The 7,148-nt window shown below is 40.1% G+C and carries 8 protein-coding genes; 6 read left to right on the top strand and 2 right to left on the bottom strand.

Features of this window, described 5'->3' with window-relative positions; genetic code table 11:
* On the top strand, nt 1-660 hold a 660-nt coding region (locus tag E1176_RS09050; RefSeq protein ID WP_246205983.1), incomplete at its 5' end, for an SDR family oxidoreductase.
* Between the two features lie 17 nt (nt 661-677).
* Complete coding sequence (locus E1176_RS09045; RefSeq protein ID WP_155210286.1) at nt 678-860, top strand: zinc ribbon domain-containing protein; 183 nt, start codon at nt 678-680, stop codon at nt 858-860.
* 1 nt (nt 861) lies between these two features.
* On the opposite strand, the gene E1176_RS09040 is transcribed toward E1176_RS09045, so the two are convergent.
* Entirely contained in the window at nt 862-1,323 is a 462-nt protein-coding gene (locus tag E1176_RS09040) for a hypothetical protein (protein WP_155210285.1), read from the bottom strand.
* A gap of 73 nt (nt 1,324-1,396) precedes the next feature.
* Nucleotides 1,397-2,815 carry a DUF5106 domain-containing protein gene (locus E1176_RS09035; RefSeq protein ID WP_155210284.1) on the bottom strand — a complete coding sequence of 473 codons (1,419 nt, stop codon included), beginning with the start codon at nt 2,813-2,815 and terminating at the stop codon, nt 1,397-1,399.
* 172 nt (nt 2,816-2,987) lie between these two features.
* Here E1176_RS09035 and gldA point away from each other — a divergent pair, with 172 nt between their 5' ends.
* From gldA to E1176_RS09015, 4 genes are all read left to right on the top strand, one after another.
* Nucleotides 2,988-3,911 (top strand): gliding motility-associated ABC transporter ATP-binding subunit GldA, encoded by a 924-nt coding sequence (gene gldA / locus E1176_RS09030; protein ID WP_155210283.1) that lies wholly within the window; start codon nt 2,988-2,990, stop codon nt 3,909-3,911.
* Complete coding sequence (gene gldF / locus E1176_RS09025) at nt 3,911-4,639, top strand: gliding motility-associated ABC transporter permease subunit GldF (protein WP_155210282.1); 729 nt, start codon at nt 3,911-3,913, stop codon at nt 4,637-4,639. The genes gldA and gldF overlap by 1 nt, the downstream gene beginning before the upstream one ends.
* Entirely contained in the window at nt 4,633-6,327 is a 1,695-nt protein-coding gene (gldG, locus tag E1176_RS09020) for a gliding motility-associated ABC transporter substrate-binding protein GldG (protein WP_155210281.1), read from the top strand. Before gldF ends, gldG begins: the two co-directional genes overlap by 7 nt.
* Nucleotides 6,327-7,148: DUF4340 domain-containing protein (locus E1176_RS09015; protein WP_155210280.1), on the top strand; the 822-nt coding region annotated here is incomplete at its 3' end. The genes gldG and E1176_RS09015, both read left to right, overlap by 1 nt.

Raw genomic sequence — 7,148 nt, 5'->3', positions numbered from 1 at the left:
AGTAAAGGTATTGGTCTTGCCACAGTAGAGTATCTGCTAAAAGAGGGAGCCACTGTAGTAGGGTGGGGTAGAACCAAGCCAAATCTTGTCAATGATCAATTCAAATTTGTCAAGACGGATGTTCGTGATTTTAAATCTGTTGAAAACGCTTATCACCAGACCATAAGTGAAGTTGGTGAAGATATTTCTATACTTATAAACAATGCCGGTCTTGGATTTGAAGGATATCTCGATGAGATGGACATGGATCGCTGGCATCAAATGTTCGAAACCAACGTAGATGGTATTTTTTACTGCTCCAAATTACTCATTCCAAATATGAAGGAGCATGATTTGGGTCATATCATTAATATTTCATCTATTGCGGGAACAACCGGTATTCCCGGTATGTCTGCTTATTGTGCCACAAAGCATGCCGTGAGAGGCCTTTCTCATTCCATGTACAAAGAGTTGAGAAACTATGGCATAAAAGTTACCTGTATCTATCCGGGCTCCGTGAAAACCAACTTTTTTGATGAGATAGATTCAGTAGAGGCCAATGATAATATGATGCAGCCTGAAGATATTGCCTCGTCAATTATTCATTGTCTCAAGTCATCAGATAACTACCACCATGTAGATATTGAAGTGAGACCACTTCGCCCTAAAGGAAAGAAATAAGATTAAAATCTACTTTTATGTTTGAGCACCTGTTTCTCTGCCCTTATTGCAATGCTGAGATATCGATGTTGCTAGACCCTTCTGTGAGCGCACAGACTTACATCGAAGATTGCGAAGTGTGTTGCAATCCTATAAAAATTAGCTATCGATTTGAGCAAACAGAGTTGGTAGAGTTCTCAGCCGTCTCGATCGAGCAGTAGCCTAAGCTACTCTCTCTCTTCCTGCTTCCATGATGGCATACTGCTTTATATTCTGATACTCTTTATCATCTAAAGTGCTCAAAGCAGCTCCGGAGTTTGCGGGTTCAAAATTGCCTTCGTTTTCCCACCAATCGTTAGCCATATGTCGGGCCTTTGATTTATCCACATCAAAGAGATGGATGTAAGAGTCAGAAACCATCCAGGGTTTGTCAACCGTGCTGTGCTTGTCGAATATCATAGACCTCATTTGAGTGGCTGTATTGTCCTGGTTTTTAAAATGAGAAATAGTGTATGACATCGTCTCAGGCTCTGTCATGATATTATCCCAAAATTTTCTTGACTTTACAACCTCTGAGGTGGTGAGTAAATAGCCAAAGCCTTTTTCAATCGGCTCATTGCTTATATCGCACGTAGCTTTAAACGACTTTTTCTTCTTACCGAAGATTTTACTTATAAATGACATGTTGTTTTGTTTTTGAGTTTTAACCTGTTGTAAAAATACTTTACGTCAACAAATCAACAAAGTTTAGTCACATCTATGGCTTATTTTTCTCCTCAATGGCCTCATATCGAGTTAAAAACTCTTCTAATCGCTCAGCGGGAAGCTTTTTGGCTATGATCTTCTTATCTCTGTCCAATACATAAATTGTAGGAGTAGTCGTAGCATCATATAAAGTCTGGTAGGGTTGTGTAAAAGTTCTCGGACCATTTACGGTTACCCAATTCATGTCCATGTCTTTAATATAGTCCTTCATTTTAACCAAAGATGTGTCTGCAGATACTGCAAATACCTCTACATCAAAATCTGTCTCATTATAAAACTTAACCAGTTTAGGGGTCTCTTTCTTGCAATGCCCGCAGTCCGGGTCAAAGAAATAAATTACGGTGTAGGCATTGGGTATATCATAGAGTACACGTCTCTGCAGGTTTTGATCCTGCATGATTAGGTTTGGCGCTTTATTACCCACAAGGCTATTTCGCAGTTGATCTGCACGGTCTCGTAAATTGTTTTTCAATTGATTATTTGCCCAATAATCCATTTCTCCTGAAGCAAAATACTTATCAAAAAGGTGAACATAAACCTTGTCTAAGCCCATTATTTCAGGGTACTGGTATTTAATCACTGCCGTCCACACTGCATATTTATAAGTATCCTGGTTTGTCTTTGCTTGAGCCACAAGAGCATCGATTTCTTTGATGAGGGAGTCGGGCTGCTGCAAGACGAGCTTGTCTAAGTAGTTGTTGTATTTTTCCTGATAAACAGGATTGGCCAGCCTGAGCATCACCGGATCAGATAGGTCGAAATAATCCCAATAGTGCGATTTGTAATAATTGTATTTATAAGTCTGCTCGTCTGTTCCTTCCGGTGCTTCCGGTACCTCAATGCGCTTATTGGCTTTGTGTATTTTAGAAATAATTGCATCAGGGTGCGCATCAATGAGCTCCTGCTGATGGGCCATTACTTTTGTATTCAACGCATCCAGGGCTTCCCTTGCACCAGCTAGTTCATCTGGTGCTGAGGTGCTGTCTCTTATGATCTCTATAAAAGGTTGAGCTTCCTTATTTCTTTCTGCGTTGTATTTTAAGTCATTGAAATACAGTTTGTTATCCTTATCTCCTGACACCTGCATATTGAGCACATAATCAGGCTTGTTAGCTTTAAGCGTAAAATGCTGATCATCGCCTATGGGAAAATCAAATAACCTCGTTTTGCCTAATACAAGAAAATAGATTCCTTTTTCTAGTGTCTCATTACCTTGAAAACTAAACTCACCATTGGCATTTGCCATGGCTGTATCTTTCACGTAAGTGCTTTCGCCAAAGAAATTACCTAGCAGCACTGTCGTGTCGGCTAATCCACTAATCTCAAATTTGAGATCATAACCTGTTTGGCCGTGGCTGGTAAAAGATATTATAAATAAAGAGATAGCTACTACGTACTTGTATAATGTCATTGCTTCAAATTGTAAATGCTTTAAACGACTACTTGTCTTTGCAAAGTTCCCAAAAATGCTGCGACTAATTTACTATAAGATTACTTTTCGTAAAACCTGAGCCGAGCCATATTAATCAAAATTGTTGCCATTGTTGTATTGAGTTAATTAGATTTGTCGTTGATTCAGTGCTATGTCAGTAAGAGTAACCAATCTCACAAAAATTTTCGGAGAACAGAAAGCTATCGACTCGGTTTCGTTTGAGGCGAAAGAAGGTCAGATATTAGGTTTTCTCGGTCCAAATGGTGCTGGCAAATCCACCACAATGAAGATTGCCACTACCTATCTACCACCTACGTCCGGTAGGGTAGAGGTTTGCGGGTTTGATGTTGAAAGTGAGCCAGAAAAGGTAAGAGCAAGTATTGGCTATTTGCCGGAGCACAACCCCCTGTACCTGGAGATGTATGTGAGAGAGTATCTCTCCTTTGTTGGTGGTCTGCACCAGTTATCAGGCAAAAGACTCAATAATAGAATTGATGAAATCGTGGTGCTTTGCGGACTTACCAAAGAGCAAAATAAAAAAATAGAGGCGCTTTCTAAAGGTTATAGACAACGTGTAGGTCTGGCTCAGGCATTGATACACGATCCTAAAGTGCTTATTCTAGATGAGCCCACCACCGGTCTGGATCCCAATCAGATCATTGAAATTAGAAATCTTATAAAGGCAATAAGTAAAGATAAAACCGTCATTTTTAGTACACACATAATGCAGGAGGTGCAGGCCCTTTGCGATCGTGTAGTGGTAATTAATAATGGGAAACTTGTGGCCAATGATGCTATAGAGCAGCTAAAAACCAGCGCTAAGAAGGTTGTGATTGTGCATGTAGAATTTTCAGAAGTTGTTGATGCTAAGAAGTTGAAAGTGATTGATGGCGTAAAAGAAGTGAAGCATTTGCAGGATGGTAAATTTACCTTGAGCAGTGACCCATCTATGGATATACGACCATCTATTTTTAAGTTTGCCACCGAAAATGAAGTGACCCTTGTGGGCATGTCTCAGGAAGAGGTCACTATGGAAAATATCTTTCAGGATTTGACTAAATCAGACAATACCTAATGTTTCAAATACTATCCAGAGAGGTAAGTAGTTTTTTAAATTCTCTAATCGCTTATGTAGTGGTAAGCGTTTTTCTCACAGGCATAGGTCTACTCATGTGGGTGTTTCCCGAAACTTCTGTTTTGGCATATGGGTATGCAGATATGGAGACATTATTTGCACTTGGCCCATTTGTGTTTATGTTTCTGATACCGGCCATAACAATGCGCATGTTTGCGGAAGAGAAAAAAGCAGGAACACTTGAGCTACTACTCACAAAACCTCTCAATGATTGGCAGATTATTTTAGGTAAATACCTGTCTGGTGTCGTGTTGGTTGTTTTTGCACTTGTGCCTACACTCATCTATTACTATTCGGTTTATCAGTTGGGTAATCCTGTGGGTAATGTAGATAGTGCTGGTGTTGCCGGTTCCTACATAGGTCTTTTGTTGTTAGGTAGTGTATTTACAGCAATAGGTGTGTTTTCCTCACTGATTAGCACCAATCAGATCGTATCATTTATTGTAGCGGTTTTTTTATGTTTTATCCTGTACTCGGGGCTTGAATCGATGGCTGCGGTAAATGTCTGGGGGTCGCTGTCATTATTTTTGGAGCAATTAGGCCTTGCCTATCATTATAGAGCGATGAGCAAAGGATTATTAGATACGAGAAATATCATTCATTTCTTAAGTGTAATCACCGTCATGTTATTACTCACAAAACTAGTTTTAGGCAGTCGTAGATGGTAAACTGGAAAAGTAAACGTTTAGAAGATTTCTTAAAACTGGCTATTGGTCTTGTGGTGGTCATAGTGCTTAATATGATCGCTGAAGAATATTTTGTACGTATAGACCTCACAGAAGAGGGCAGGTATAGCATCAAAGAGCCCACTAAAGAAATGCTCCGCGAGTTGGATGATGTGGTTTATGTTGAAGTGTACCTCGATGGTGAGTTAAATGCCGGGTTTAAACGACTAAAAAAATCAATAGCAGAAACGCTGGAAGAATTTCGCATCTACAGCGGGAGAAACATTCAATACGCTTTCAATGATCCTACTTTGGCTATGAGTCAAAAGGCCAAAGGAGAATTTATGAGGCAGCTCATGCAACAGGGCATACAGCCAACTAACATTATTGATAACCAGGATGGGCAGCGAATCGAGCGACTCGTATTTCCCGGAGCCTTGGTGTCATATGGAGGAGCAGAAAAAGGCGTGATGCTTTTAAAAGGAAATCAGTCTCTATCAGCAGAGCAAAAGCTTAATCAGTCGATAGAAAATGTGGAATATGAGCTGGCGTCAGCCATTAAGGAGTTGACGAGTCTGGAACGTAAATCTGTTGGCATTGTCAAAGGGCATGGTACCCTGACTACCCTCGAAACGGCCGGGTTTAGAAATGCATTAAATGAGCGGTACAATGTGAGGGATGTACTCATTAATGAAGCATTGAACAAAGTGGATGCCCTGATTTTAGCTAAGCCAACCAAGCCATTTACTGAATTAGAAAAATATCATTTAGATCAATACCTCATGTCTGGCGGGAGTGTGCTTATGTTGATAGATAAGCTCAATGTCAATATGGACAGTGTAGCTAGTGAACACAATTTTTCGTTTCCATATGAGCTTAATCTTGATGATCAATTATTTAAGTATGGAGTTAGGGTAAATAGTGATCTCGTGCAGGATAATACATCAGGTGTTTACCCAATTGTGGTGGGTAATATGGGTGATCAGCCACAAGTAAATTTATTGCCATGGCCATTTTTTCCGGTGATTAATCGCTTTGCTGACCACCCGGTCACAAAAAATTTGAATACAGTACTGGGTAGGTTTATGAATTCTGTAGATACAGTAGCGCTGAAAGGAGTGAAGAAAACGCCTTTGCTTATGACTTCAGACTATTCTCGAACAGTTACAGCTCCTGTAAAGGTCTCTATACAAGACCTAAGAAAAAACCTTGGTCCCGAGGTGTTTAACCAACAAAATGTGCCACTTGGTTGGTTGCTTGAGGGTCGATTTACATCACTATACAAGAATAGGTTTAAGCCTGAAGGAGTGGAGGAAGAAGCTTTTGTTTCAGAATCATCATCTAAGGCAAAGCTGATTGTAATTGGCGATGGTGATCTTGCCAAAAATGAAATTAATCCTAACACGGGGCAACCACAACCTTTGGGTTACGATCCATTTTTAAATGAAACATTTGCCAATGAAGAACTCCTGATGAATGCGCTCGCTTATATGGTAGAAGATGCAGGACTTATTCTGGCAAGAAATAAGGAGGTTAAAATCAGGCCGCTCGACTCCGTGAAAGTGAAAAATGAAAAGCTTAAATGGCAAATGATCAATTTGGTCTTGCCAATAGTAGCGTTGCTTTTATTCGGTGTGGTTAGGTTTTATCTCAGAAAGAAGAAGTATTCAAAGTTTGATACACAGCAATAATGCAGGAGAAGAAGAATAAAAAACTCGCTGTAATATTAATCGTATTGGTCGCAGTTGCCGTGATCATACATTTCACAACAGGAGATCAGGATAGGATTGACGTTGATAAATCACTATTCGCTTACGATGACGTATCTCAAATAGATGAGGTGCGCATAGAATTGCCTTCCGAAACTGTCACTTTAACCTATGCCAAAGGTATGTGGAGCGTAAATGGTAAACATAAGGCTGACCCTCAGCGTGTAAAAGTATTGTTTGCTGTTGCCAAACAAGTAAGTGCGAGGAGGCCTGTAGCAAAACAGCAGGCTGATAGCTTATCACAGACTATGCATAGCTCAGGCACTTCAGTGACTTTTCTTCAGCAGGGTGAGAAAGTACATAAATTTGATGTTTTGGGTGACGAGTCAAGGTCACTTACTTATATGACTAGTGAAGATGCTGAGGAAATTTACCTGACAGAAATCCCGGGATACCGTAGCTATTTGGCTGGTATTTTCACTGTAGATGCCAATGGATGGAGAGACCCATTAGTGTTTGATATCAACTGGAGAAACATGCAGCGAGTTACCATGCACTACCCTGGCCGGGAGGACGACAGCTTTGACATAATTTATAATGATAATATGTATCAGGTAGAGCAAATTAATGATACTGACACAACCCGACTCTTCGATACTTTAGATGACATTGCCAGATTATACCTTAATGATTATTTAGACCCCTCTGAAGTAAAAGCCAATCAGGGGCTAATTGATGAGCATCTGGCTACCATTATTGTCGAAGATGTGGGTAAAAATACCAGTTCACTGGAGGTTTTTGGT

Source organism: Fulvivirga aurantia (assembly GCF_009711475.1).
Lineage (GTDB): Bacteria > Bacteroidota > Bacteroidia > Cytophagales > Cyclobacteriaceae > Fulvivirga > Fulvivirga aurantia.
Note: the sequence above shows the minus strand (reverse complement) of the source record. Positions and strands in the feature narration are given on the sequence as shown.